Origin of the sequence: Comamonas suwonensis, assembly GCF_012844455.2 — a bacterium.
In the GTDB taxonomy this organism is placed as follows: Bacteria; Pseudomonadota; Gammaproteobacteria; order Burkholderiales; family Burkholderiaceae_C; genus Comamonas; species Comamonas suwonensis.
This window is the reverse complement of sequence record NZ_JABBCQ020000001.1, coordinates 22139-45870: the sequence shown is the minus strand read 5'-3', so window position 1 is coordinate 45870 and position 23732 is coordinate 22139. Positions and strand designations below refer to the sequence as shown.

The 23732-nt window shown below is 61.7% G+C and carries 21 protein-coding genes and 1 pseudogene; 8 read left to right on the top strand and 14 right to left on the bottom strand.

The annotated features are described in order from the left end of the window. The first annotated feature begins 121 nt into the window (after positions 1-121). The 3 genes from fba to HF327_RS00190 all read left to right on the top strand — a co-directional run bounded on the left by fba (position 122) and on the right by HF327_RS00190 (position 3942). A complete protein-coding gene (gene fba / locus HF327_RS00200) occupies positions 122-1186 on the top strand; it encodes a class II fructose-bisphosphate aldolase (protein ID WP_169106328.1) in 1065 nt (354 codons plus the stop codon). Between the two features lie 203 nt (positions 1187-1389). Further along, positions 1390-3066, top strand: a complete 1677-nt coding sequence (locus tag HF327_RS00195; protein WP_169106327.1) for a long-chain-fatty-acid--CoA ligase — start codon at positions 1390-1392, stop codon at positions 3064-3066. Positions 3067-3192: 126 nt separating this feature from the next. Next, positions 3193-3942: a 5'-methylthioadenosine/adenosylhomocysteine nucleosidase gene (locus HF327_RS00190; protein WP_169106326.1), complete on the top strand. Its 750-nt coding sequence runs from the start codon at positions 3193-3195 to the stop codon at positions 3940-3942. Positions 3943-4065: 123 nt separating this feature from the next. Here HF327_RS00190 and corA read toward each other — a convergent pair whose 3' ends face one another. The 4 genes from corA to tsaB form a co-directional block, all read right to left on the bottom strand. After that, the gene (corA, locus tag HF327_RS00185; protein WP_169106325.1) at positions 4066-5052 is read right to left on the bottom strand and encodes a magnesium/cobalt transporter CorA; all 987 of its coding nucleotides are present in this window, start codon (positions 5050-5052) and stop codon (positions 4066-4068) included. A gap of 211 nt (positions 5053-5263) precedes the next feature. Then, complete coding sequence (locus HF327_RS00180; protein WP_169106324.1) at positions 5264-6184, bottom strand: uracil-DNA glycosylase family protein; 921 nt, start codon at positions 6182-6184, stop codon at positions 5264-5266. Further along, a complete protein-coding gene (rimI, locus tag HF327_RS00175) occupies positions 6175-6690 on the bottom strand; it encodes a ribosomal protein S18-alanine N-acetyltransferase (protein ID WP_169106323.1) in 516 nt (171 codons plus the stop codon). Before rimI ends, HF327_RS00180 begins: the two co-directional genes overlap by 10 nt. Positions 6691-6696: 6 nt before the next feature. Next, complete coding sequence (gene tsaB / locus HF327_RS00170) at positions 6697-7416, bottom strand: tRNA (adenosine(37)-N6)-threonylcarbamoyltransferase complex dimerization subunit type 1 TsaB (RefSeq protein ID WP_169106322.1); 720 nt, start codon at positions 7414-7416, stop codon at positions 6697-6699. Positions 7417-7551: 135 nt separating this feature from the next. Between tsaB and dacB the strand changes: the two genes are divergently transcribed. The 3 genes and pseudogenes from dacB (at position 7552) to HF327_RS00155 (ending at position 11114) form a co-directional block, all read left to right on the top strand. Continuing rightward, positions 7552-9000: a D-alanyl-D-alanine carboxypeptidase/D-alanyl-D-alanine endopeptidase gene (gene dacB, locus HF327_RS00165; protein WP_169106321.1), complete on the top strand. Its 1449-nt coding sequence runs from the start codon at positions 7552-7554 to the stop codon at positions 8998-9000. Positions 9001-9232: 232 nt separating this feature from the next. Next, complete coding sequence (locus tag HF327_RS00160; RefSeq protein ID WP_169106320.1) at positions 9233-10408, top strand: SGNH/GDSL hydrolase family protein; 1176 nt, start codon at positions 9233-9235, stop codon at positions 10406-10408. Between the two features lie 34 nt (positions 10409-10442). Further along, a pseudogene (locus HF327_RS00155) lies at positions 10443-11114 on the top strand (OmpW/AlkL family protein). 59 nt (positions 11115-11173) lie between these two features. On the opposite strand, the gene HF327_RS00150 reads toward HF327_RS00155, so the two are convergent. The 10 genes from HF327_RS00150 to HF327_RS00105 form a co-directional block, all read right to left on the bottom strand. After that, the gene (locus HF327_RS00150) at positions 11174-12343 is read right to left on the bottom strand and encodes an acyl-CoA dehydrogenase family protein (RefSeq protein ID WP_169106319.1); all 1170 of its coding nucleotides are present in this window, start codon (positions 12341-12343) and stop codon (positions 11174-11176) included. A 38-nt stretch (positions 12344-12381) separates the two neighbouring features. Beyond that, positions 12382-13242: a hypothetical protein gene (locus HF327_RS00145; protein WP_169106318.1), complete on the bottom strand. Its 861-nt coding sequence runs from the start codon at positions 13240-13242 to the stop codon at positions 12382-12384. Further along, positions 13235-14071: an ABC transporter permease gene (locus tag HF327_RS00140; protein WP_169106317.1), complete on the bottom strand. Its 837-nt coding sequence runs from the start codon at positions 14069-14071 to the stop codon at positions 13235-13237. The genes HF327_RS00145 and HF327_RS00140 overlap by 8 nt, the downstream gene beginning before the upstream one ends. Beyond that, a complete protein-coding gene (locus HF327_RS00135; RefSeq protein WP_169106316.1) occupies positions 14068-14946 on the bottom strand; it encodes an ABC transporter ATP-binding protein in 879 nt (292 codons plus the stop codon). Before HF327_RS00135 ends, HF327_RS00140 begins: the two co-directional genes overlap by 4 nt. Continuing rightward, entirely contained in the window at positions 14943-15971 is a 1029-nt protein-coding gene (locus tag HF327_RS00130) for an ABC transporter substrate-binding protein (protein WP_169106315.1), read from the bottom strand. The genes HF327_RS00135 and HF327_RS00130 overlap by 4 nt, the downstream gene beginning before the upstream one ends. Positions 15972-16098: 127 nt before the next feature. Continuing rightward, positions 16099-17097, bottom strand: coding sequence for an L-threonylcarbamoyladenylate synthase (locus HF327_RS00125; RefSeq protein ID WP_169106314.1), 999 nt, complete (start codon positions 17095-17097; stop codon positions 16099-16101). A gap of 9 nt (positions 17098-17106) precedes the next feature. Beyond that, entirely contained in the window at positions 17107-18282 is a 1176-nt protein-coding gene (locus HF327_RS00120; protein WP_169106313.1) for a 5-(carboxyamino)imidazole ribonucleotide synthase, read from the bottom strand. After that, positions 18279-18773: a 5-(carboxyamino)imidazole ribonucleotide mutase gene (gene purE, locus HF327_RS00115; RefSeq protein ID WP_099739176.1), complete on the bottom strand. Its 495-nt coding sequence runs from the start codon at positions 18771-18773 to the stop codon at positions 18279-18281. The genes HF327_RS00120 and purE overlap by 4 nt, the downstream gene beginning before the upstream one ends. A 120-nt stretch (positions 18774-18893) precedes the next feature. Further along, the gene (locus tag HF327_RS00110) at positions 18894-20294 is read right to left on the bottom strand and encodes a hypothetical protein (RefSeq protein ID WP_169106312.1); all 1401 of its coding nucleotides are present in this window, start codon (positions 20292-20294) and stop codon (positions 18894-18896) included. Next, on the bottom strand, positions 20291-21283 hold the full coding sequence (locus HF327_RS00105) for an ATP-binding cassette domain-containing protein (protein WP_169106311.1): 993 nt from the start codon (positions 21281-21283) through the stop codon (positions 20291-20293). Before HF327_RS00105 ends, HF327_RS00110 begins: the two co-directional genes overlap by 4 nt. Before the next feature lie 316 nt (positions 21284-21599). On the opposite strand from HF327_RS00105, the gene trxA reads away from it, so the two are divergent. Next, positions 21600-22550 carry a thioredoxin gene (trxA, locus tag HF327_RS00100; protein ID WP_169106310.1) on the top strand — a complete coding sequence of 317 codons (951 nt, stop codon included), beginning with the start codon at positions 21600-21602 and terminating at the stop codon, positions 22548-22550. A 126-nt stretch (positions 22551-22676) separates the two neighbouring features. Next, positions 22677-23678, top strand: coding sequence for a nuclease-related domain-containing protein (locus HF327_RS00095; protein WP_169106309.1), 1002 nt, complete (start codon positions 22677-22679; stop codon positions 23676-23678). The last annotated feature ends 54 nt before the right edge of the window (positions 23679-23732 follow it).

The window sequence follows — 23732 nt, the reverse complement described above, 5'->3', positions numbered from 1 at the left end:
GTTACCAAGTGGTTACCAAGCGTGGCCCTGGTCTTTCTTCAGGCCGCAAGCTGCTGTGCAGGGCACTACAGCCATTCCCTCGCCGGGGCGTTGCCTCTCAAAATTTTGAACGGAACCCACCATGCCTTTGATCTCGATGCGCGAAATGCTGGACCATGCTGCTGAAAACGGCTATGGCATCCCCGCCTTCAACGTGAACAACCTGGAACAAGTCCAGGCCGTGATGTCGGCTGCTGACGAAGTCGGCGCGCCCGTGATCCTGCAGGCCAGCGCTGGTGCCCGCAAGTATGCCGGTGAGCCCTTCATCAAGCACCTGATTCAGGCTGCTGCCGAGATGTATCCCCACATCCCTCTGGTCATGCACCAGGATCACGGCACGACTCCTGAAATCTGCCAGGGCGCGCTGAACCTGGGCTTCGGCTCGGTGATGATGGACGGCTCGCTGATGAGCGACGGCAAGACGCCTTCTTCCTTCGAGTACAACATCGAAGTGACCAAGCAGGTTGTGGCCATGGCTCACCAGATTGGCGCCACGGTGGAAGGCGAACTGGGTTGCCTGGGCAACCTGGAAACCGGCGAAGCCGGTGAAGAAGACGGTATCGGCGCTGTCGGCAAGCTGGACCACAGCCAGATGCTGACCGACCCCGAAGAAGCTGCTCAGTTCGTGCAAGCCACGCAGCTGGACGCTCTGGCCATTGCCATCGGCACCAGCCACGGCGCTTACAAGTTCAGCCGTCCCCCTACAGGCGACATTCTGGCGATTTCCCGCGTCAAGGAAATCCACGCCCGCATTCCCAATACTCACCTGGTGATGCACGGCTCGTCTTCCGTTCCTCAAGAACTGCTGGCCATCATCAATGAGTTCGGCGGAAAGATGAAGGAAACCTACGGCGTGCCCGTTTCGGAAATCAAGGAAGCCATCAAGTATGGCGTGCGCAAGATCAACATCGATACCGACATCCGTCTGGCGATGACCGGCGCGGTGCGCAAGTTCCTGGCCGAGAACCCCGACAAGTTCGACGCCCGCGAATGGCTCAAGCCTGCCCGCGAAGCCGCCAAGCTGGTTTGCAAGGCGCGCTACATCGAGTTCGGTTGTGAAGGCCAGGGCTCCAAGATCAAGGGCTACACCCTGGATCAAATGGCCAAGAAATACGCCGCTGGCGATCTGGCTCAGCTGGTCAAGTAAGACTACTGTTTTAATAGCTGCCTGCGCTTGATTGATAAGCGCGGGAAGCCAAAAACACTCAAAGCCCGCAGGACTGGTTCTTGCGGGCTTTTTGTTTTTTGAAATGTCTTTTACGGAATTTTCTAAGGGGTTACGAGACTACCGAACGACCGTGCTTTTTATCAGAATAGTCTGATCAGACGATAAGACACGGAGACAGATGAATGAGTGACCGTCCTTGGCTGAATGCATATCCGGAGGGTGTTCCTTCGGACATTGATACGTCCCAGTACCCCTCGCTGGTGGCTTTGATGGAAGAGGCATTTGCCAAGCACTCCAGCAAGGTCGCCTATTCCTTCATGGGCAAAGAGCTGAGCTTTGCCGAGGTCGATGCGCAGAGCAAGGCCTTTGCCGCCTATCTGCAAGGACTGGGTCTGCAGCGCGGCGACCGCGTGGCGCTGATGATGCCCAATATTCCCCAGTACCCAGTGGCCGTGGCGGCGGTGCTGCGTGCCGGTTATGTGGTGGTCAATGTCAACCCGCTCTACACCGCACGTGAGCTGGAGCACCAGCTCAAGGATTCGGGCGCCAAAGCCATCGTCATCATCGAGAACTTTGCCAAGACGCTGCAGGACGGCATGCATGGCAGCGCTATTGAGCACATCGTGCTGTGCGCCATGGGCGATGAGCTGGGTTTTCTCAAAGGCGCGCTGGTCAACTACGTGGTGCGCTCCGTCAAAAAGATGGTGCCCGCCTTCAGCCTGCCCGGTGCGGTGCGTTTCAAAGACGCGCTGGCCAAGGGGCGCGGCGGCAACTTTGCGGCTCCCGTGTTCAAGGCCGACGACATGGCGTTGCTGCAATACACAGGCGGCACCACGGGCGTGAGCAAGGGCGCGGTGCTGCTGCACAAGAACATCATTGCCAACGTGCTGCAGTCCGAAGCGTGGAACGAGCCGGCGATGAAAAAGGTGCCAGCGGGCGAGCAACCCACCAGCATCTGCGCGCTGCCGCTGTATCACATCTTCGCCTTTACGGTGAACATGATGCTCTCCATGCGCACGGGCGGAAAAACCGTGCTCATCCCCAATCCGCGTGACCTCAAGGCGACGCTGAAAGAATTGTCCAAGCACCGCTTTCACAGCCTTCCGGCCGTGAACACCTTGTTCAACGGACTGGCCAATCACCCCGATTTCGACACAGTGGACTGGAGCCATCTCAAGGTGTCCGTGGGTGGTGGCATGGCTGTGCAAAGCGCGGTGGCCGAGCTGTGGCTCAAAAAGACCGGTTGCCCCATCTGCGAAGGCTATGGCCTGTCGGAAACCAGCCCCTCTGTCACCTGCAACCCTGTTACGGCAACCGCTTACTCGGGCACGATTGGCGTGCCCTTGCCCAGCACTTACGTCAAGCTGGTGGGGAGCGATGGGCAGGATGTGACCGAGCTGGGCCAGCCTGGCGAAGTGGCTGTGCTGGGCCCGCAGGTCATGGCCGGTTACTGGCAACGCCCCGATGAAACGGCCAAGTCCATGACAGCTGATGGCTACTTTCTGACCGGTGACATCGGCACCATGGATGAGCGCGGTTTTGTGAAGATCGTGGATCGCAAGAAGGACATGGTCATCGTCAGCGGCTTCAACGTCTATCCGAATGAAGTGGAAGACGTGGTCTCCAACTGTCCCGGCGTGCTGGAGTGTGCGGTGGTCGGTGTGCCCGATGAGAAGTCGGGCGAGGCCATCAAGCTGGTCATCGTCAAGAAAGACCAGGCGTTGACCGAGCAGATCGTGCGTGACTACTGTCATGCCAATCTGACGGGCTACAAGCGCCCGCGTCACATCGTCTTCCGCACCGAGCTGCCCAAAACTCCCGTAGGCAAAATTTTGCGCCGTGAGCTGCGCGATGCCTGATTGATTTCATCTTGTCTTTCCAAGGCAATTTCACAGGAGCGCTATGCGCTCCTTTTTTGTCTTCATGGATGCTCACCGCAGCGGCCACAATAGGCGCTTTGATCTGAATCCAAGAAGAGTTTCCCCATGCCGATAGCCATACTCAGCGCGCTTGCCGAAGAACAGGACGGACTCGTCCATCTGCTAGAGAACGCGCAGCAAACTCGGCATGCAGGCCGTATCTTCTGGACTGGCCAGCTGCATGACAAAGAGGTGATCTGCGCTTTGTCTGGTATTGGCAAGGTGGCAGCCGCCACCACGGCGGTGGCGCTGATTGAGCGCTTTGGCGCGAAAGCCATCGTCTTCACTGGCGTTGCGGGCGGGCTGGGTGATGCGGTGCATGTGGGCCATGTGGTGGTGGCACACCAGTATGTGCAGCACGATATGGATGCATCGCCGTTGTTCCCGCGCTTGGAAGTGCCCGGCTATGGCCGTGCCTTGTTTGACTGCGATGCGACGCTCTCCAACGCCTTGCTGCAATCGGTGCAGGCTTGCGTGCAGCAACAGGGTGGGGAGTGGGCGGAAGAGCTAGGCCTTGGCGCGCCGCAGGTACATGCGGGCCTGATCGTCAGCGGTGACCGCTTCGTCTCTGGCAGCGAAGAAGCAGCGCAATTGCGCCAAAGTCTGGAGCAGGCGGATCTTGCACCGCTGGCTGTCGAGATGGAGGGTGCCGCCATTGCCCAAGTCTGCGCAGATTACGGCCTGCCCTTTGCTGCCATGCGCAGCATCTCCGACAAGGCCGATGACGCGGCGCATGTGGACTTTCCGCTGTTTGTACAGAGTATTGCCAGCCGCTACGCGCAAGCCGTGATTGAAGACCTGTGCAAGCGCCTCTAAGCATTTCAAAAACTGACGCGATCTAGACCAGGGGCGCCGAGCATGAGCCGCCTCGCAGCGAAGGTGCCGTCTCCCTCCCACGCAGCGAGAGAGGGGGAGGCGGCGCAGCCGCTCAGGGGTGCTTTATTTCAACCAGCCGCGCTTGCGGAAGTACAGCATGGGGCCTAGCGCACTGGCCACCATGAGGGCGACCACATAGGGGTAGCCATATTCCCAGTTCAGCTCAGGCATGAACTGGAAATTCATGCCGTAGACGCTGGCGATCAGCGTAGGCGGCAGCAGGGCGACGCTGGCCACCGAGAAGATCTTGATGATCTTGTTCTGGTTGATATTGATGAAACCGACGGTGGCGTCCATCAAGAAGTTGATCTTGTCGAACAGGAAGGCTGTGTGACTGTCCAGCGATTCGATGTCGCGCAGAATCTGGCGTGCTTCCTCGAACTGTTCGGCGTTGAGCATCTTGGAGCGCATCAAAAAGCTCACGGCGCGTCGGGTGTCCATGACGTTGCGGCGAATGCGGCCGTTCAAGTCTTCCTGGCGGGCAATGGCACCCAGCACTTCCTTGGCCATATCGTCGGTCACGTTGCCGGACAGCACCATCTTGCTGGCTTTTTCCAGATCGTCGTAAATACGCTCCAGCGTGTCGGCGGAGTATTCTGCGTCCGCGTCAAACAGTTTGAGCAGTACGTCCTCGGCGGCGTCAATCAGGCCCGGCGCACGGCGGGCGCGCATGCGCAGCAGGCGGAAGACGGGCACGTCTTCATCGTGAATCGAAAACAGCACGCCATGGCTGCGCAGAGCGTTGTTGTGCTGGTTGAGGATAAAGGCGACGCGCACTGAGCGCGGGTCTTCGACGTCATCAATCAAGAAGTCGCTGCGAATATGCAGCTCGCCGTTATCTTCTTCGTAGAAGCGGGCGGATTCCTCGATGTCGTCGTCCATCGCATCTTCAGGGATGGATAGCTCGTAGTGCTGCTTGATCCAGCGCTTTTCTTCGAGGGTGGGCGATTCCAGATCGACCCAGATAGGGCGAAAGCGTTCGAGGTCGGCCAGGGACTCGATTTCTTCCTGAACGAGTCGGCCATTGGCTAGCGTAAAGATGTTGAGCATCAGCTCACTCCCGGTTGTTCTTGAGGTTCTGCAGGGATCAGGGCGCTTTCAACCCCGCAGTTCGAACCGGGAGCTGAAAGCTACCAACTAGGGTAGGTTTCCACGGATGTCTTTCAATAAAGCTAAGCTAATGATTATGCTACGTTGCACCGCAGCATGTCGCGTGCAACGTACATGGGAGAGTGGGTAAGCAGGGCTTGTCTTTTCCCTGTCACACCGGCTTTGTAAATGCATAGGCCTGCACCAGATCAGCCCAGGCACCGGCCTTGGCCTGCGGTGCGCGCAGCAGGTAATTGGGGTCGTACGTCACCACGGTTGGCACGCCCGCAATGCGGTGCGGCTCAGAGCGCAAGCGGCCCAGCGCATCGTGGCGGCCCAGTACGGCGCGGGCGCTGGCAAGGCCCAACACCAGCACGCAGTCGGGGCGCAGCTCGCGCAGCAAGGTTTCCAGTGCCGGTTGCAGTGGCTGCGCGTGGCTCAGGTCGGCATCAGGCGGCGCGCGGTGCAGCGCGGCGCTGAAGACGCGCGGCTTTTCCTGCAGTTGCAGGGCGCGCAGCATATTGTCCAGCAGCCTTGCCGCATCGCCTTGCAGCGCGGTCTGCGCGCTGTCGGCCGTGGGCTTTTGCGCAGGGCTGATGAGGGGTGGGTTGGCTGCAGGCTCCAGCAAGATCAGCCAGCCGCCTTGCTCGCTGGCTTGCACATGCTGCGGTGCGTGCGGATAGACCAGTTGCGCGGGGCTGATGGTCCAGCCCAGACCGGGCTCCCCCGCAGGGCCTGCCGCAGGCTGCTGCACAAACGGGCGCGGTTCATGCGGGTGGCTGGGGAGGATGGGGGTTGGCTGTCGTGCGGCTGTGGGTGCACGGGCTGGAGCAGGCTCAGCAACAGGTGCTGGCGTTGCAGATTGCTGAAAGGGAGCTGCTGGCGCATGCACAGACACGGGAGCTGGTGCCGCGACCGGTGCCATAACCGTAGCGCGTATCACAGGCGCAGGATCATTGGCACGCAATTCGGTGCCTGCAATCGCAACACTGGCTTCCAGCATCACAGCGGTTTCTGCAGGCTCGGACAACCAGACGGTAATGCCCATGGCTTCCAGCATGGCCCGCTGGCGGGCGTCCAGGTTCAGGGCCATAGTTTCAGACTCATAAGCACGGCGTTTTCACGCGGGCCGTTGGGGTTGGGGTAGTAATTTTTGCGCAGGCCCACTTCGGTGAAGCCGTGCTTGACATAGACCTCGCGGGCGCGCTGATTGCTTTCGCGCACTTCCAGCCAGATCCACTGTGCATTTTTTTGTCGCGACCACAGGGCCAGCGCATCCAGCAGCAGGCGTGCCCAGCCCTGGCGCTGGTGGGCAGGGTTGACGGTGATGTTGAGCAGGTGAACCTCATCGAGCACGGACATGGCAACAAAGTAGCCCAGTAACTGGTGATTGGCATCGACCAGCAACTGCACCTCGTACCCTGCCACCATGGCATCCTGAAAGTTGCCACGCGACCAGGGGTGGGCATAGGCTTGCTCCTCAATGGGGAGCAGGGTATCAAGCCAGAGCGCGGACAACGGCTCGAAATGCACCAGAGATGCCGCATCGTCCATGCAGGCGCTGGTGGCGGGCAGTGAGGAGCTGCGAGGTGATGTCATTGAAGCTTATTGAGCGGCGTTGTCGGTGGCGGCCAGTGCAGCAGCAGCTGCCGCGGCTTTCTCCGCCTCGCGCTCTGCTGTCGTTTTTGCCACTTTATCGCGGATGTAGCGGGGCAGCGCTTCTTCCGCTGGCACGGCGCAGCCTTTTGCCAACAGCGCCGGTGCCAGGCGCAGCATGGCGGTGGCGGTGGGCATGGCCTGCACATGAGGGGCGGCGGGGGCCAGCAGCTCGGGGTAGATGGCCTGGGCGTTGCCGGCCACGGTCATGCCGGCTGTGATCTGCAACGCCTCGGGCGCGCACAGGCCAAAGTCTTCGGGTTCTATCCACTGGCCGTCCCTATAGCTAAACGGCGCGTGATAAACCTCGTTCATGCGCGCGTCCAGCACGGCTTCGACCTCGGTGCAGCCATGCAGGTGGCGGGCTTCTTCGGCCACCGTCAGCAGCGAATCAATGGGTAGCACCGGCACCTTGGCGGCAAAGGCCAGACCTTGTGTGATGGCGCAGGCCGTGCGCAGACCTGTGAAGGAGCCGGGGCCACGGCCAAAGGCAATGGCGTCCAGGTGCTTGAAGGTGAGTCCGGCATCCTGCAAAAGCTGGCGAATGGCGGGCAGCAGCTGGGCCGACGACTGCTGTGCGCCCGGTCCGCTGTGCTGCCAGACGGCATCACCCTGCTGGACGGCAACAAACAGGGTATCGGTACTGGTGTCGATGGCGAGAAGATTCATGTTCGGCGGGGCGTCAGCCGCATGGGGCTGGAGCGCTATTCGTGCTGCACGGGCTGGCAGAGGGAGGCTGACATTATCGGACGCCCGCCGCTACCTTGCCGCTGGCGCTACCAATGCCCGGCGTAGACTTGCGCGATGCTGCTGACCCCCACCTTTCTTCGCAAGACCCTGACCGCGCTTGGCGCATCTCTGCTGGCGCTGCTGGCCCAGACCTCTCACAGCCAGGTCCAGTCCGCCGATACGCGGATTCCCGCCGCTGTGGAAACCGCGCTGCAGCGCGCCAAGATTCCGCGCGAGGCCGTGTCCTTGCTGGTGGTGAATGTGGACGGCAAAACGGCTCCCAGTCTGGCCTGGCGCACCCAGCAGCCCATGAATCCGGCCTCCGTCATGAAGCTGGTCACCACCTATGCGGCGCTCGATCAGCTCGGCCCGGCCTATGTGTGGCGCACGCCCGTGTATCTGGGGGGCCCGGTGGTCGATGGCGTATTGCGCGGCAATCTCTACATTCAAGGGCAGGGCGACCCCAAACTGGTGCTGGAGCGCCTGTGGCTGATGCTGCGTCGCCTGCAAGGCATGGGCGTGAAGGTCATCGCTGGTGACATTGTTCTGGACCGCAGCGCTTTCCAGCTGCCCGCGCATGATGCGGCCGGTTTTGACAACGAACCCTGGCGCCCCTACAACGCATCGCCCGATGCGCTGTTGATCAACTACAAGGCGGTAGCGGTCAATATTGCTCCTGATACAGGAGCTGGTGTCGCGCGTATTCAATACGATCCACCCATGTTTGGCATGGACAACCAGCAGACGCTGGCGCTGGCCGCTCCGAATTCTGATTGCGGCGACTGGCGCAGCAAGATGCAGCTGGACATGGCCAACCCGCAGCGCATCGCTTTCAATGGCAGCTATCCGGCCAGTTGCGGCGACAAGAGCTGGTCCATCGCCCCGGCCCAGCCCGAGCGCTTTGCGGCCAAGGCCATCGAAGGCATGTGGCGCGAGCTGGGTGGGAAGCTCACCGGCAGCGCGCATGACGGCAGCGTGCCGCAAGGCCTGCAAGCTGCGTTTCAGCTGGAGTCGCCTGCGCTGTCTGAAGTGGTACGCGACATCAACAAATACAGCAACAACATCATGGCCCAGCATGTGCTGCTGACCTTGGGCATGCAGCGCACGGGCGTGACCAATTACGAGTCTGCCCGCCAGTCTCTGGCGCAGTGGTGGACGGCACGCCTTGGCAATATCGAGCAGCCCGCAGTGGACAACGGCGCAGGCCTGAGCCGCAATGCCAGCATCACTGCCAACGGCCTGGGTCGCATGCTGCAAAGCGCCTGGGTGTCGCCCGTGATGCCGGAGTTTGTCTCCTCCCTGCCCATCGTCGGCGTGGATGGCACCTTGCGTCGCAGCCGCAGCAAATTTGCGGGCTCTGCGCACCTCAAGACCGGCACCTTGCGTGATTCGACGGCGCTGGCAGGCTATGTTGATGGCATCAGCGGCCAGCGCTATGTGCTGGTCGCCATGGCCAACCACGCCAACGCCGCAGCGGCCCGCGCCGCATGGGATGCGTTGGTGGACTGGACGGCGGCGCAGTGAACGCCAGGCGCTAGGCGGCGGTTCAGGCCGGTCCTCTACCAGGTGATACGGGCTTGCCACCCGTTCGCTGCCGCATGCGCCAACGCATGATTTCCCCTGTGATCCATGGCGGGGAATCCGCCACAGCTTCTCGGTGTTTGCCCGACGTGTTTTCTGCAGCGGGAGTCGCTAGGATGATGCCACATCGAAAAAGCACGACCGTGCTATTAACAACACGATGGAGGATCTCATCTTGGCAAACAAACTCAAACTCCTGGCTGCCTCCCTGGCAACCGCCGGGCTGCTGGCTGCCTGCGGCGGCGGTGGCGGCGCAGACACCACGCCCAAGGCCAAGGTGACTTCAGTCAAGGTCATGGGCGACAGCCTGGCCGACAGCGGCACCTTCGGCTTCAAGTTCACGGTGCAGGGCTCGGTGCTCACCGGTACCGGCTCCACCCTGATCTGGCCCGAGCGCATCGCCGACCAATTCAGCAAGAGCTTGTGCGCTTACTACCGCGCTGGCGACGAAAATCTGACAACCTACCAGGAGGTCTCCAACTGCACCAACTATGCAGTGGGTGGCGGTCGTGTGAATCCGCTGGATGCACCGACATCGCCGAAGTCGGTGCTGGTGCAGATCCAGACGGCAGCCAAGGCTGGATTCAGCGCAGAAGATCTGGTCATCATCGATGGCGGTGCCAATGACGCTGCCGATGTGATCGGTGCCTTGATTGCGGCAGCCAGGGGCAATTCGCAACCGCTGAACGCCATGGTGGCATGGCTCGACTCCAAGGCACCGGGCACGTCCACGGCCCTGATGACCCAGGCCGGTGGCGATGCCTCCAAATTCTCCGGTCTTGCGGCGGGTGCTTATCTCCAGACCCTGGCCAAAACCTTGGCTGGTTCCATTGCACAGAATGTGATCGCCAAAGGGGCGACGCGGGTGGCGGTGTTGAATGTTCCGGCCATCACCAAGACGCCCCGCTTCCAGATGGTTTTGGCCAGCATTGCCCAGGCCGCCGGTGGTGGTGAAGCGGGTGCTGCTGCTGCCACCAAGCAGGAAGCGGCTTTTGACGGACTGGTGCAGGTGTTCAACAACCAGCTGGCTGCCAGCCTGGGCGGTCAATCCCAGGTGGCTCTGGTTGATTTTTATACCGAGTTCAAAAGCCAGATCAGCAACCCTGCCCAGTACGACTTTGACAACGTCAAGGACCCGGTTTGCCCTGTCACTGGCGTGGACGGTAGCGGTCTGCCCACCTATACCTTCCCCACCTGCACGGCCGTTGCTCTGAGCGCGACACCCGGAAAGCCCAGCCCCGACTGGTGGCAGCACCATGTGTTTGCCGACAGCTTCCACCCCACGCCCTACGGCCACCAGCAGCTAAGCCAGCTGGTCGCGCGCTCGCTGTCCCAAAAGGGCTGGCTGTAATCACCATCCGCAATAACAACAAGCAGAGGCATCTATGAAAAACACTATGCGGATTACAACGGCCCTGGTTGCACTGGCAGCCTGCGGTGTGGCCAGTGCCCAGTCGGCTGGAAGCTGGTCGGCGCGCTTGGGCGTCACCCATCTGGCCCCTGATGTGAGCAGTGGCAATCTCTCGGCTCCGTCCTTTCCCAACACCAAGGTGGATGCCAAGAGCAGCACCCAGCTGTCGGGCGGCATTACCTATATGGTCACCGACAATCTGGCGCTGGATGTACCGCTGGCCACGCCTTTCAAGCATGACCTGATTGGCGACGGTGCGATTGCTGGCGTGGGCAAGCTGGGCAGCACCAAGGCGATTCCGGCCACGCTGCTGTTGTAGTACCGCTTCAATGCGGCCAATGCCAGCTTTAGACCCTATGTGGCAGCGGGCGTGACCTATGCCCACTTCTTTGGCGAAAAGACCACGGCCACGCTCAACGGCCTGACCGGCGGCACCCAGGCCAACCCGACTACGGCCAAGGTGGACGACAAATTCGGCGCGCTTGCGCAGCTGGGTTTTGTCTATCAATTCAACGAGCGGTGGTTTGTGGATGCAGCCTATTCCAAGAGCTTTCTGAAGACCAAAATTCATCTGTCCTCGGGCCAAAGCATTAGCGTCAAGCTCAATCCCAATGTGTTCTCTCTGGGAGTAGGCTACCGTTTCTAAACAGCCTTGGCTGCAACGAAAAATCCGGGCTCAGCCCGGATTTTTCGTTGGCGCTGTGCTCAGTTGTAATTCACTGCTGAAGGCTCTTCGCCATACACGGCCCAGCGGCCCAGGGCCTGCAGCTTGTAGTCCAACGGGTCGTGCAGGGTATGGGTGCGCACATTGCGCCAGAAGCGGTCAAAGCCCAGATCGGCGTGGGTGCCGCGCGATCCCACCACATCGAACATCTCTTGCGTGGCAAACAGCGTGCAGCGATGCGCCATGACCTTGGCTTCAAACACGGCAATTGCCACTTCTGCACGCTCACTGGGCGCGAGGTGCTCTCCACGCAACCAGGCTTTTTGCAACAGTGCGGCGGCGTGATCGGCCATCAGCGCGGCAGCGGAAATCTGGGCCTGCATCTCGCCCATGCGGCGCAGGAGGTAGGGATCGTCCGTGGCGCGCTCCACCGTGGACCCCAACCATGGCTTGGCATGCTGCAGCGCATAGTCACGCGCATGCTGACGCGCGCCCTGGGCCACACCCACAAATAGATTGACCAGCACCAACTGGGCCAGACAGTTGCGCAAGGTGTGAAACGCAGTGTTACTGGCGGTTTCATCGCGCATCACGGCGCTGGCGTGCAAATGCACCTGACTGAACTGTACGGAGCCGCTATCCGTCTGGCGCTGGCCCATGGGGTTCCAGTCATCCTTGACGGCAATACCGGCAGCTGCCGTTTCCAGCAGGCCCAGTACGGGTTGGGAATGACCTTCGACGCGGGCCGACACAGTCAGATAGTGCGAGCCACGCGTGCCCGAGCAAAAGCCCTTGGTTCCGTTGAGTTCATAGCCTTGCGCAGCGGCCTTATGGGCCAGGGGCAGGGCCTGCAGCCGCGTGTCGCGCGGATTGAGTGCATTGCCCCACCAGCCATTTTCATCCGTGGTGCGGCGCAGCCATGCGCGTTGCTGCTGGGGCGAGCCGTAGATCAGCACCGTGGCCACCTGCAACTGGTGGAAGGCCAGCACATGGGCCAGCGCACTGTCCACTGCTGCCAGGGCGCGGATGTGCTGGTAGATGTCGGGCCAGCTGCGTTCGTCGCCACCATGCTGGGCCGGGATGGCCAGGCGCAGCAGTCCGGCATCGCGCAGCAGCGCTTTTTCAGGTGCTGCGTGGCCGCCCTGGCGATCGCGTGCGACGGCGGTTTTTTCGAGTGTGCAGAGAGCTTCTTTGAAGGCGCAAGAGAACATGAAAAACAATCCAGAGGCTGAGGAATGGAGGCTGGCGATCAGTGGCAGATGGCACCGTCTTCCAGCAGCGATGCTTCCAGCGCAATCGTGCTCACACGGTTGTTGAAGGCCTGCTGCTGCTCACCGCTGGCCTGCCATTGCTGCAGGCTTTGCTGCAACCACTGGGCAGACTGTTCGTCTTTGCTGCGCAGGGTGACGCCTGCCTGATCATCGGAATCAAAGCGCTGTCCCAGCCGGGCATAAAAACGCCAGGAGTCCTGCGCCAGCAGTCGGGCAATGACGGCCGGCGTATCGGCCAGCAAATCGCATCGGCCGGCCAGAAAGTCGCTGATGGCGTGAATGGAGGAGGCGGCTATCTGCGGCTGCAAGCCCCTGGCCTGCAAGGATTGGGCCGAGGCCAGCCCCTCACCCAGGCACACGCTGGGGCCGGCCGTGGCTTGGTAAGTCTTGGGCTTAAGCCGCTGCCTGTAGCCGGGTGCATAGTGGTTCCAGCGCGCCGCTTGCTGCTTGAGCGATACCAGTTGCAGGCCCGGCTCGGCATAGCTGTTGACGGTCTGCGGGGTGACGTTTTCAAGGCGGATGCCTTGCAGCGCGATATCTGCCTGCTGCACGCTGGTGAGCTGTATACGCACGCCCAGCTGCCGACCCAGCCACTGGGCCAGAGCCTGATCAAGCACATCGGGCTCAGGCGGCAGCGGGTCGCTGGGCAGGGAAGGGCGCGAATAGCTGCGCAAAGCCAGCTTGAGCACGCCTTGCTGCTGTGCCTGCGCCAAGATCGGGCCGGGGCTGGCGCTGGAATAGGCGGGCAGCGAGGGCCAGAACAATGCCAGCGCCACGGCGGCGGCGATGCTGACAACGGCCGCCGCTCTTGCCACAGGAATGGGGCTGCGCTTATTCATGAAATTCCAGCCCGCTGCGCCAGCGCGTCAGCCGCTTTTCCAGCAAGGCCAGCACATAGTTGAGCGCCAGACCCAGCAAGGCCAGCAGTACGATGCCTGCATACATGCTGGGAATCTGGAAGATCTCCTGCGAGTTCAGCGTCAGAAAACCCAGGCCTGCATGCGAACCAATCATCTCGGCCGCCACCAGGGCCGTGATGGAGTAAGCCCCGGCCAGACGGATGCCGGTGAAGATGGAAGGCGCAGCCGCCGGCAAGATGACCTTGAAGAAGATGAAGCTGCGGGTGGCACCCATGGACAGTGCCGAGTGAATCAGCAGCTTTTCCACCTGCTTGACGCCGCTGATGGTGTTGAGCAGCACGGGCCAGAAAGCAGCCCAGAAGATGATGGCGATCTTGGAGGCTTCGCCAATGCCAAAGAACAGCAGGAATACCGGAAACAAAGCCAGGGCCGAGACCTGTCTGAACAGCTGCAGCAGGGGATCGACGAAGGCTTCAAAGCGGCGTACCACGCCCATCAGCAGGCCCAGGCTCACGCCCGCAAGAACGGCCAGTGACAGGCCCGCCAGAGAACGCTGCAGGCTGGCGAAGATATGCTTGTTCAGCTGTCCGGTTTCTATCAGCTGGGCGATGGCGGCCAGCACGGCGGAAGGCGGACTCAGAAAGGCCGAGCTGACGATGCCGGTGCGCGGCAGAAACTCCCAGATTGCAAAAAACAGGAGCAGGCAGGTCAGGCGCTCCAACCACTTGACGCCCAATTTCCATAGATTCAGGCCCGAGCGGGTGCTGGGGGCGGCGCGAGGGGACGCAGGGGCGGTCAACTCGGTCATAGGGCAAATCCTCGCAGGGCCAGGGAGTAGTCGGGAGCGCTGGGTGTGATGGGGGCCAGAGGCTGCTGGCGGTGGCCGCTGGCAAAGGCGACCTCGTCACGCAGAATGTCCCAGGCCTGCTCCCGCAGCTGGACAAAGGCTGGCGAGTGGCGGATTTCCGCAGGTCTGGGACGGGCCAGCGGCACTTCCAGAATGGACTTGATGCGCCCGGGGCGGTGCGTCATGACGGCCATGCGGTCCGACAGGTAAATGGCTTCATCCAGGCTGTGGGTGATGAAGACGATGGTGGTCTTGTGCTGTTCCCAGATGCGCAGCAACTCGGACTGCAGAATTTCGCGGGTTTGTGCATCCAGTGCGGCAAAAGGCTCGTCCATCAGCAGCAGGCTGGGCGAGTAGGCCAGCGCGCGTGCAATCGCCACGCGCTGGCGCATGCCGCCGGACAGCTCATGCGGATAGCGGTGACCAAAACCGTCCAGTCCCACCAGATGCAGAAAATGCTCGGCCGTCTGCCGGCGCTCGCGCCGGGGTACGTGGCGAATCTCCAGCCCCATCTCGATGTTCTGCAGCACGTTGCGCCAGGGAAACAGCGCATAGCCCTGAAACACCACGCCTTGGTGGCGGTTGATGCCGCTGGCCGCCTGCCCGTCTATGTCTATGCTGCCGCCCGTCTTGCGCGCCAGGCCGGCCAGCACGTTCAAGAACGTGGATTTTCCGCAGCCAGAGGGACCGAGAATGGTGAAGAATTCGCCTTCGCGGATGTCGAGGTTGAAGTCCTGCAGCGCCGAGATCTGCTGCTTGCGCCCTCGGTCGTCGGCGATGGAGAAATCCATGCGCACATCGCGCGCCTGGATCTTGATGGTGGGGACCCCACTCATGCCGCCGATCCCTTGGCAAAGGGATTGAAGGCGTTGGTGTAGACGTCCTTGACCGAGACTTTGCCCGGCTGCAACTTGCCCTCGCGCTCCAGTATGTCGATGTAGTACTGGATGGGCGGCTCGGTGATGATCTGGTCGTCCACATAGGCGTAGCGCTCTACATGCTTGAGATCCATGCCCAGGCGTTCTGCTGTGTACTGGCGCGCTTCGTCGGTGTGGGCGTTGACCCAGTTGCCGGCCTTGGCGATGGCGGTGACCACATCGCGTACGGCCTGTGGATTTTCGCGGGCGAACTTGCCGTTGACGCTATAGGGCGACATGCCGCCCAGGCCCCGGTCCAGGTCGTAATCGCTCCACAGGCGCAGCAGCTCCGGGTTGGCTTCGGCACCGCCGGAATGCGGCGGGTGGATGATGGCCAGATCCACGTTCTTGCTGAGCACGGCCTGCTCGTTCTGGTTGTCGGGCACCACCAGAAAATTGATCTTACTCACATCCGCGCCATGCTCGCGGAAATAGGTCTTGGAGACGAACTCCGCGCAGGCGCCAAAGCTGTTGAAGCCAATGGTCTTGCCTTCCAGATCTTTGGGCGTGCGGATGGCGGAGTCCTTGCGCACGAAGTACTTCATGTGCGGCGCTTCCTGCAGCGTCTTGCTGCCGGCGGCAATCACCTTCATGTCGGCACCGGCGGCAATCGCCGAAATCACCAGAGGCACCATGCGGGCGCCGAAGTGAATATCGCCCGTGCCGACCAGCGGAATGATTTGGGGCGCGGCAACCTTGCCTATGTAGTTGGGGCGGGTGGAGGTGCCGTCGAAGTAACCCAGGCGATCGGCCAGATAGATCAGGTCGAAAGACGGGTTGTCCGGGTAATTGAACGGCACGATCTTGCCGCCGTTCTGGGCCAGCTTGTCTGCGGGCGAGGCCTGGCTGCTGGCCGTATTGTCCGAGCGGGAGCAGGCTGCGAGGCCCAGGGAAGCTGAGCTGAGGAGAAGAAGCTTGCCAATCGCGTCGCGGCGGGTACCCATGGTTCTGACCTTTGATGTTGCAGTTGATGCATCAAAGGTTAGAGAAAGCCGCTAATAAAGAAAACGAATAAAAATTTGTATCTTTACTCTGAAATTAGCTAAGAAGCGCTTTTACTCTTTTGGTGTCTTAACCCGCAGCGGCGGCGCGCTGCAGGCGGTCGCGCACGCCTTCCCAGTCGGCGGTGTCCGCTGGCGCTTCAATCCAGATCAGCTTGGCCCCCCAGTCGTCAAAGTTGCGCAGCATGCCAAACAGCTCACGGGCCACGTTGCGGGGGTCGTCAGACATGCGGCGCAGCAGCAACTGTGCGCTGGGTGCCTTGAGAGGGCTGCGGTGGTAGATGGCGATGTTCTTGCCGTCTTTGCCCAGAATATCCAGCGCTGCTTGCAGCTGCTTGGCTTCCATCAGCCGCACCTTGGCATTGGGGGCGTAATGTGCCAAAAGCGTGCCTGACGCACGGGGAGTATTGGCTGAAAGCTCTTCTTTTGAGAGCGGCTTCATGCCGCAGGCATGTTCAATATCGTCGCGGGTGATGGCGCCGGGGCGCAGCAGCACGGGCACGCCGCGTGTGCAGTCGACGATGGTGGATTCAATGCCCACTTCGCAAGCGCCGCCGTCTAGCACCAGCAGCTCGTCACCAAACTCGGTGGCCACATGCTCTGCCGTAGTGGGGCTGACGCGGCCAAACTTGTTGGCGCTGGGGGCAGATACGCCCCACACGGGTGGATTCAGCTGCTGACAGGCCTTGAGCACCGCATGCGCCACAGGGTGGCTAGGGCAGCGCAGGCCCACGCTTCCCTGCCCGCCCGTCGATGCCTTGGCGGCTTCGGGCAGGCGAGGCAGGATCAGGGTGAGGGGGCCGGGCCAGAAAGCGTCAATCAGTTGCTGGGCAAAGACCGGTACTTCCTTGGCGTAGCGGGTGATGGCCGCAGCGTCTGCCACATGCACGATCAGCGGATGGTTGGCGGGGCGGCCCTTGGCGGTAAAGATCTGCGCCACGGCAGCGTCGTTGTCGCTGTCTGCCGCCAGGCCATAAACCGTCTCGGTGGGCAGGCCTAGCAGCCTGCCTTGTTGCAGGGCAAGCGCAGCGGCTTGTACCGAGGCATCCAGCGTTCCATCCAGAATCACAATGCTTCCTTAGAAGGGCGCGATGCCCAAGATTTCAGCAGCCTTGAGGGCTGTGGCACGGGCTTGCTCCGCCGTGGCGGCGGTGATGTTCAAGTGACCCATCTTGCGGGCGCGCTTGGCATCGACCTTGCCGTACAGGTGCAGGTGGGCACCGGGCAGGGCCAGAATCTGGTCCCACGCAGGGCTCTGGGCCACATCGCTGTCCTTGAACCACAGGTCGCCCAGCAGGTTGAGCATGACGGTGGCGCTGTGCTGGCGCGGCTGCACCAGTGGCAGGTTGGTCATGCAGCGCACTTGCAGGTCGAACTGCGACACATCCAGCGCGTTCTGGCTGTAGTGGCCGCTGTTGTGCGGGCGTGGGGCAATCTCGTTGACCACGAGCTGGCCGTTGTCCAGCACAAAGAACTCCACGCACAGCACGCCGACATAGTCGAGACCGATTGCTACAGACTTTGCAGCTGTAATCGCTTGTTCTACCTGGGTTGCAGGCAGATTTCCTTCATAAACCTCGGTCACGGCCAGAATGCCGTCGCGGTGCAGATTGCGCTGCACGGGCAGGTTGACGATGTCGCCATTGCGGCCACGCGCCACGATGACAGAGCATTCGTGGGCCAGAGGCAGCATTTTTTCCAGCACGCAGGCCACATGACCCAGCTCCGCCCAGCCTTGAGCCAGTTCTTCGCGGGTTTTGACGCGAATCTGGCCCTTGCCGTCGTAGCCCATGCGGGCCGTTTTCAAGATGCCGGGCAGCAGCGCGTCGTTGACGGCAGCCAGTTGCGCGGGTGTCTCAATCACAGCATAGGGCGCGCAGGGCACGCCGCACTTCACGAAGTGAGCCTTCTCGGCAGCGCGGTCCTGCGCAATCGCCACGGCAGAACCTGCGGGCGACACGGGCAAGCTCTCGGCCAGCTTGTTCAAAGCGGCGGCGGGCACGTTTTCAAACTCGGTGGTCACGGCGGCGCACAACTGGGCAAGCTCTGCCAGACCTTGCGCATCTTCGTAACCAGTGCGGATGTGGTGGTGGCTGACCAGACCTGCGGGGCTGGTTTCGTCTTGGTCCAGCACGGCGGTGAAGTAGCCCATGGCCTGCGCGGCGTGCGCAAACATGCGGCCCAGCTGGCCGCCGCCCAGCACGCCCAGCGTGGCGCCGGGCAGGATCACGGCGTTGTTGTTAGCGTTGCTCATTCGTTCACCGGCAGCGTCATGTTGCGGGCGGCTTCGGTCTGCTCCACGCGGAAGGCATCGAGCTTGGCGCGCAGCGCAGGGTCTTCATTGGCCAGCAGGGCCACGGCAAACAGGGCTGCGTTGGCTGCACCGGCGGTGCCGATGGCAAAAGTGGCCACGGGCACGCCCTTGGGCATTTGCACGATGGAGTGCAGCGAATCCACACCTTGCAGGTGGCGGCTGGCCACAGGCACGCCCAGCACGGGCACGGTGGTCTTGGCAGCAATCATGCCGGGCAGGTGGGCTGCGCCGCCAGCACCGGCGATGATTGCCTTGATGCCGCGGTCTGCTGCACCTTCGGCAAAGCGGAACATGTCGTCCGGCATGCGATGGGCCGACACGACCTTGGCCTCAAAAGTGATACCGAATTGCTGGAGGATGGCAACTGCGTGTTGCATGGTGTCCCAGTCGCTGCTGGAACCCATGACTACGCCAACTTGGATGGGGTTCATGTTGTCTCTTGAGGGCGGCTGCCGCCCGGCCTAGTGGAACCCCTGATTTTACGGTTTTGCTGCACGGCCTTGCGGTGGTAGGTCATAGCCGGCTTTGCAAAGCAGCTATGACCACCCGATTCAGGCCGCCGTGTTGTCGCGGGCAAAGCCCAGTACGCGGTCTTTGAAGACGTAAACCACCCAGCCCAGCGTGACCAGAATTTGCAGGCTCAGAGACACCCACGGCACATAGGCCATCCAGCTGCGGGTGTTTTCGGTGGCTTCGGGGGTGGCCAGCCACATGGCGATGACGGGCTGCACCACCATGGCGCCGGTGTAGCCGCCCACCCCATAGGCCAGCAGCGGCGCGGCGAAGTTGATGATCAGCCAGGCAATCACAAACGCGGCCAGCGGTGACTTGAGCTTGCCTGCCAGCAGTGCAAAGCCCGTCAGCAGCAGGCAGTCGCGCAGCAACTGCAGGCAAAGGTAGAGGGTGAAGGAGCTGAGTGCGCCGCCGATTTCGATCTCAAAGTGGGCGGGGGTGAGCCGCAGCAGGGCGGTGCTCACAAAGGCCAGCAGCAGGCTGACGGGCCACAGCGGCAGCGCTTCAAGCGCTTCGCGCCAGCGTTGGCGGCTGGCAGACCACTGCACCTGGCGCCATGCGCGCAGGTGCTGATCCATGTGCTGAAGCGCGACATAGGCGGTGCCGGCCAGCGCAAGCAATGCAGTGCTGCTGAAAAAAGCGGCAATGCCCATATTCAGCGAACCTGCAGAGAAAAAGCCCGTCAGTGCCAGACCCAGCGGCCAGGCCCAGGGCAGGGTGCGCACATCCAGCCGCGTGCAGAGCTGACGCCACAGGCCCAGCAGGCCCAGACCCAGTACCAGCGCGCCAGACAGATAGGCCAGCCCCAGTCCGCCGACATCCATGCCCCACCACAGCACGGGATCGCTGCTGTGATCCACCACGCTTTTGTAAACATGGCTGATGAAGGGGCCGGGTATGAAGAACAGGAGCAGCAAAGGCAACAGTGCTGCACGCCTGCGGTTGACGGGGCGGTCTTGCTGGCCCCAGCTCATCAGCACCGAGTTCATGGCCCAGGTCTGCAGGCCTAGCCCCCAGAGCACGGCCAGACCTATGGTGTGGTGAATCTGTATGGGCTCCATCACCCACACGGTGGCAATGGCTGCCGTGGCCATCGCAAACCACAGCACATACAGCCATGCGGGCAGGGCCGCGCCCAGCAGCTTGCCCCAGGCCATCTGCCACGGCGACAGGGCAGACAGGCGCTGCCAGTCCCAGGTGTTCTGGCTGGCTTCTTCGGCCAGACTGCGCCCGGCCAGCACGCTGCCGTAGACGATGGCGGCCACCCACACCCCGGCAATGGCCGTCATGCTGAGTGAACCCGGCAAATCCTTGGGGGAAGACAGGGCCAGCGGCATGGCCAGTATCAGCAGGCTCAGGCCCAGACTCCATGCCAGCAGCGAGGGGTGCCAGTTCAGCCAGAGCTGGCGCTGAAATTCGGGGTTGTGCGCGGCGCTCATGCTGGCTCCTTGTTATCGAAATCACGGGCCTGCGCCGTGCGGGCATAACGGTCTTGCAGCCGCTCACGCACCGGGGACAGCGATGCAACGGGAATGCCGGTCTGTACCAGCTGGCTCAGCCACTCTGCCCGGGCGGGCGCTGCGGCAGGCAGCCACAGCAGAATGGGGCGGCTGCCGGTGATGTCAAAGTCCTGCACCGTGGTGTTCAGCAGGGCTTGGCGCAGGCGGGCTTCAAAGCCCTCAGTCTGCGGCATGGCCACTTCCAGTGCGTAAAGCTGGGGCTGAGCGTTGGCGGCGGCCTGATGGCTCTGCAGGCTTTGGCCGACGCCGCCTGCGCTTTGTAGCGCCTCATGGCTTTCAATGCGGCCGTTGCGAATGCTCAGAATGTGGGTGCAGTACTCGTCCAGCTCGCTCAGGATGTGGCTGGAGACGACCAGCGTCATGCCCTGCGCCTGCAACTGGCGAAACAGCTGTGACAGGCTGCTGCGCGCATCCGGGTCCAGCCCGCTGGCGGGTTCATCCAGCAGCAGCACGCTGGGCTGGTGAACAATCGCCTGCCCAATCGCGACCCGCTGGCGCTGGCCGCGAGACAGCTCGGTAGGGTAGCGGTGCAGCAGCTCCGTCAGCCCGAGTTGCGCGGCGACCTGCTGCACGCGGGCGGGCACGCTACTCGGCTCTACACCCATGGACAGCGCCGAGTACTGCAGGCAGCGGATCACGCTCAGCCTGTCGTACAGACCAAAAAAATCAGATAGGTAGCCGAGGTGGCGATGCACCTCGCGCGGCCGCTCTTCGACGGACAAGTCTTTGACGCGGATATGGCCGGACAGCGGTTGATCCAGCCCGGCAATGCAGCGCATCAGCGTGGACTTGCCCGCGCCGTTGGGGCCCACCAGCGCGGTCACGCTGCCGGCGCCAATCGAGACGCTCACGCCATCGAGTGCGCGGTGGCCGGGATATTCGAACACCAGTTGTGAAACTTCAATCAAGTCTGCGCTCCTTGGTTGGTGAGCAATATAGCGGAGGCTGATGTCAGTGCAGCATCGTACGCACTCTTAAAACGAGAGCGGCTAGCGCTTTCTGTATATTGGTTTATTGCATAAATAATGCTTAAAAGAATTCCATGCAGGCGCTAGCTGCTCTCATTGGTGCAGCAATAACCCGGCCCGCACCAGCCTATGAATTACGGGCGCGCATTTGCATGGAGAATCGCAGCATCGCGCGGCGGCCGGGCAGTGACCGGAAGATCGCCGACACATCAGCGCCGCTGCCCGGTGGCAGCGCACAAGCAGCATTGGGAATCACATGATTGACATCACCATCGAGAATTTTGAAGCCGAAGTCATCGCCGCCTCCATGGCCGTGCCGGTGCTGGTGGACTTCTGGGCACCCTGGTGCGGCCCCTGCAAGACGCTGGGCCCGATTCTGGAAAAGCTCGAAATCGCCTACGAAGGCCGCTTCAAGCTGGCCAAGATCGACTCTGACCAGGAGCAGCAACTGGCCAGTATGTTTGGCATTCGCTCCATTCCCACCTGCGTGCTGATGATTGAAGGCAAGCCCGTGGACGGCTTCACAGGCGCTCAGACCGAAGGCAAGCTGCGCGAATTCCTCGACAAGCATCTGCCTGCTGGCGCGGAGATGGACGCTGAACCTGAAGTTGATGAAGCGCAAGCCCTGCTGGCAGCTGGCGATACTCAGGCCGCGTTGCAAAAAATGGCCGATGCTCTGGCGTCCGATCCCGGCAACGACGACGCCCGCTTTGACTATGTGCGCCTGCTAATCGCCACCGGCGGCTTTGAAGAAGCCCGCGCCCTGCTGGCCGAGCCCATCAAGCGCATTCCTCAGCCGCTGCGCTTTGAAGCGCTGAACCAGTGGCTCAAGGCGCTGGAATTTGCCACCGAAGGCGACAACGCCGATGTGGCCAAATACGACCCATTGATCGCCGCCAACAAGCGCGACTTTGACGCACGCTTTGGCCGCGCCCGCGCCCTGCTGGCCCACAACCAGTGGACCATGGCCATGGATGAGCTGCTGGAAATCATCATGCGCGACAAGGGCTGGAACGATCAGGCCGCGCGCAAGCTCATCGTCGCAGTGCTGGAACTGCTCACCCCGCCCAAGCCCAAAAAGCAAGACGCCGTACCCGGCCAGGCCGCTGGCGGCATCGAGCTGCTGGGCAAAAGCAGCGCCGAGCAGGATGAGGCGACCGCCATGGTCAACAGCTACCGCCGCCGTTTGAGCATGGCGTTGAATTAAGGCCCCCCTGTGGCGCTTTGAGCCTTCCCCCTCTCTGCTTCGCGGAGGGGGACACATCCTCGCTGCGGGGCTGCCCTTGCTTGATGTCCCTTGTTTTGTGCGCGCCAGTTTTGACATGGTGGGTCAATGAATCAGATTCTTTCCGTGGCCTCTCAGGGGCTGTTTTTGTATCTGGGGCTGGCGCTGGTTTTTGTTGTGCTGGGCTTGGTACTGCGCCGACCTGGTTTCAAGGGCTGGGTGGGAGAGCAACGATTACAAAGGTTGATACGTGCTCAGCTCAATCCATTGGTCTATGTGGATCTGCACAACGTCACCTTGCCCACAGCCGCTGGCAGCACGCAGATTGATCACCTGATTTTTTCGCCCTACGGCCTGTTTGTGCTGGAGACCAAGAACTTTCGAGGCTGGATCTTTGGCACGGAGCGCCAGTCGCAGTGGACGCAACAAATCTTTAAAAAGCGCAGCCGCTTTCAGAACCCGCTGCGCCAGAACTACAAGCACACCAAGGCGATTCAGGAGTTGCTGGGCGTTGCGCCTGAATATGTGCACTCGGTGATTGCCTTTGTGGGCGACTGCGAGTTCAAGACCGAGATGCCGCCGCAAGTCACGCGTGGCGATGGCTTTGTCAGCCATATCCAGAGCTTTACGCAGACAGTGTGGAGCCCTGAGCAAATGCAGGACCTGCTGGACAAGCTCGAAGCTGTGCGGCTGCAACCCGGCCGTGCTACGGATCAGCAGCATGTGGCGCATGTGAAGGAGTTGCAGGCCGCCAAGCCGCCACCCAAGTCAAAGATGCAGACCAAGACGCCTGCGCGGCCCAAGCCTGAGCCTGTGGCAGAGCCCGTCAAGCCACCGCCGCCCGATGTGGTCGATATCTTGCTGGAGCCGGTGGTTGCTGCGGCGATGGTTGAGTTGCCGGTAGATGTGCAGCCTGAGGGCCCCGTTACAGTCTCTGCCTGGACTCCTGCCACGGTCAAGCACAGGCAGGAGGTGCGCGAATGCCCGCAGTGCACATGGCCGCTGCGCAAGCTGGTGATGCAGCGTGGACCCCTGGCCGGGCAGGGCGTCTGGCGCTGCACCAACACGGCAGCTTGCAGCTTTGTGCAAGAGGAAACGACACAGAGCTGATTTGTCAGAGTCCGCGCTTGCCATGCATGATGGGCTTTCTTGAACAGAAAGCAT